Here is a 212-nt window from a genome sequence, read left to right as displayed (position 1 = left end):
GGCAGGAAAAGTGGTTGTCTTCGGCATTCTGAAACGCAACGGACGGGTCTATACCGTTGTGGTGGATAATGCCAAGTCTGAAACGTTATTCCCTGTCATCAAAAAGAAAATCATGCCGGACAGCATTGTTTACACGGATAGCCTGAGCAGCTACGACAAGTTGGACGTGAGCGGTTTCATCCATTACCGCATCAACCATTCCAAGGAATTTG

Annotated in this window: 1 protein-coding gene; it reads left to right on the top strand. The window is 47.2% G+C overall.

Annotated features, from left to right (window positions below):
- The coding region (locus HMPREF2560_RS05460; protein ID WP_141761497.1) for a transposase at window positions 1-212 on the top strand (212 nt) is incomplete at both ends.

Origin of the sequence: Neisseria sp. HMSC078H04 (assembly GCF_001838135.1) — a bacterium.
Lineage (GTDB): Bacteria > Pseudomonadota > Gammaproteobacteria > Burkholderiales > Neisseriaceae > Neisseria.
The sequence above is the reverse complement of the archived record's forward strand: the minus strand, read 5'-3'. Positions and strand labels throughout refer to the sequence as shown.